Annotated in this window: 2 protein-coding genes and 1 pseudogene; 2 read left to right on the top strand and 1 reads right to left on the bottom strand. The window is 64.1% G+C overall.

Annotation, left to right across the window (positions count from 1 at the left end; translation table 11 throughout):
• Both EN969_RS26795 and EN969_RS26805 read left to right on the top strand, forming a co-directional pair.
• Positions 1–668: pseudogene (locus tag EN969_RS26795) on the top strand (Ppx/GppA family phosphatase); the annotation flags it as partial.
• Between the two features lie 228 nt (positions 669–896).
• Positions 897–1640, top strand: coding sequence for an RlmE family RNA methyltransferase (locus EN969_RS26805; protein ID WP_013532288.1), 744 nt, complete (start codon positions 897–899; stop codon positions 1638–1640).
• 104 nt (positions 1641–1744) lie between these two features.
• On the opposite strand, the gene EN969_RS26810 is transcribed toward EN969_RS26805, so the two are convergent.
• Positions 1745–2400 (bottom strand): MFS transporter (locus EN969_RS26810; RefSeq protein WP_127419542.1); only part of this gene is annotated, 656 nt, incomplete at its 5' end.

Genomic DNA, 2400 nt, shown 5'->3' on the forward strand with positions numbered 1-2400 from the left:
AGACCGAGGCGCGGCTGGCGGTGTCCGGCTGCGGCTCGCTGGTCGAGCGCGACACCCAAGGCGTCGTGCTGTTCGATATTGGCGGCGGTTCGTCGGAAATCGCGCTCATCGATCTCGCCGGCCGCCGTTCGCCGAGGTTGGCCAATCATATCGTGTCGTGGACGTCGCTGCCGGTCGGCGTCGTCTCGCTGGCCGAGCGCTTTGGCGGCCGCACGGTGACGCGCGAGATCTTCGCCGCCATGGTCGATGACGTTGCCGGCCGGCTGGCCAGCTTCGACGGTCGCGATCGGCTGAGCCATCTCAAGGCCAGCCCGAATTTCCATCTGCTGGGCACGTCCGGAACGGTGACGACGCTGGCCGGTGTCCACCTTGAACTCGAGCGCTATGATCGCCGCCGTGTCGACGGGCTGTGGATGGACCGCGACAGCGTCGACCGCATGGTCGAAAGACTGGTTGGCTGGGATTTCCAGCAGCGCTGCGCCAACCCTTGCATCGGTGCCGATCGCGCCGATCTGGTACTGGCCGGCTGTGCTATCCTCGAAGCGATCCGCGCCGTATGGCCGTCCGAGCGGTTGCGGGTCGCCGATCGTGGCCTGCGCGAAGGTATTTTGAGCGAATTGATGGCCGATGATGGCGTCTGGCGCAACGATGGGCGTGGCAGAGCGTGAACAGTCGACCCCCACTCCGTCGAGCTACGCTCGACACCTCTCCCCCGATCGACGGGGAGAGGAAAGGCGTGAACTTATGCAGGCTGGCTCCCTTCCTCTCCCTCCGGAGGGGGGAGAGGTGGCTCGGCGAAGCCGAGACGGAGTGGGGGAAGCCCTTCACGAAACGCGCAGACGTCGAAAAATGAGCACAACTCGACGAGCGAGAAAACCCGGACCAGAAATCAGGCAATGACCAAGAAACCGGAAAAACCAGGATCCGCCAGCATTCGCGTGCTGAAGACGCGGATCAAGAAGAAGAGCGGGCTGAAGGAATCGTCGCGCCGTTGGCTGCAGCGCCACATCAACGATCCCTATGTCCAGCGCTCCAAGGCCGACGGCTATCGCTCACGCGCGGCCTATAAGCTGATCGAGATCGACGACAAGCATCATCTGTTGAAACCCGGCATGAAGGTGATCGACCTCGGTGCCGCCCCCGGCGGCTGGTGCCAGGTCGCCGCCGCGCGGACGAAATCGACGGCCGACAAGCCGCATGTCATCGGCATCGATTATCTCGAAATGGACGCCGTGCCCGGCGCACCGGTGCTGCTGATGGATTTCCTCGATCCGCAGGCGCCGCAGAAGCTGGCCGAGGCGCTGGGTGGGGATCCCGATATCGTGTTGTCCGACATGGCGGCACCGACCACCGGCCACAAGCGGACCGACCATATCCGCACCATGCATCTGTGCGAGGTGGCGGCCGATTTCGCGCTGTCGGTGCTGAAGCCAGGCGGGCACTTCCTTGCCAAGACCTTCCAGGGCGGCGCCGAAAACGAACTGCTCTCCATGCTCAAGAAGAATTTCCGCTCGGTCCATCACGTCAAGCCGCCGGCGTCGCGGGATGAATCGGTCGAGCTTTATTTGCTGGCCAAGGATTTCAAAGGGCGAGATCTTCCTTCTCCCCTGGGAGAAGGTGTCGCCGAAGGCGACGGATGAGCTCCAGGGAGCGCCAACGTTTCACTCCGCTGGAACACCCCTCATCCGTCTCGGCGCTTTCGCGCCGATCCACCTTCTCCCACAGGGGAGAAGGCAAGAGGGAACTACTTCCCCGCCGTGCTCGTTTCCAGCGTCTTGGGTGTGGTCAGGCGGCCGTGGCCGGAGATGGCGTTGCCGGCATCGGGCGCCAGCCGCATGAACGACAGCGACGCGGCGGCGGAAATCGCCGCGACGACGAAAAACGCGGTGTGGAAATCCGCCAGCGTCAGTGACCTGTCGTGCAGGCTCGTGGACACCTCCAGGATTCCGCCGGCCAGCGCCACGCCGAGCGCGACCGACAACTGCTGGAACACCGCCGTGATCGGTGTCGCCTTGCTGGTGTCTTCAGCCGAAACCTCGGCATAGGCGAGCGCATTGACGCCGGTGAAGAACATCGAGCGGATGAAGCCGCCGACGAGCAGCATGGCCAGCATCAAGAGATAGGGTGTGTCGGGTGTGAACAGGCCGTTGATGGCGATCGAGGCGGCGGCGACCAGAGAACCGACAACCAGGACGCGGCGGAAGCCGGCGACGCGGAAGATCAGCGCGGTGACAAACTTCATCCCGATGGCGCCGATCGCCGAGACGAAGGTGATCATGCCGGACTGGAACGGCGTCAGCCCAAAACCGATCTGGAACATCAGCGGCAGCAGGAACGGCACGGCACCAATGCCGATGCGGAACAGTCCGCCGCCAAGCACCGAGGAGCGGAACACCTGGT

Origin of the sequence: Mesorhizobium sp. M7A.F.Ca.CA.003.01.2.1 (genome assembly GCF_003998945.1) — a bacterium.
Lineage (GTDB): Bacteria > Pseudomonadota > Alphaproteobacteria > Rhizobiales > Rhizobiaceae > Mesorhizobium > Mesorhizobium ciceri.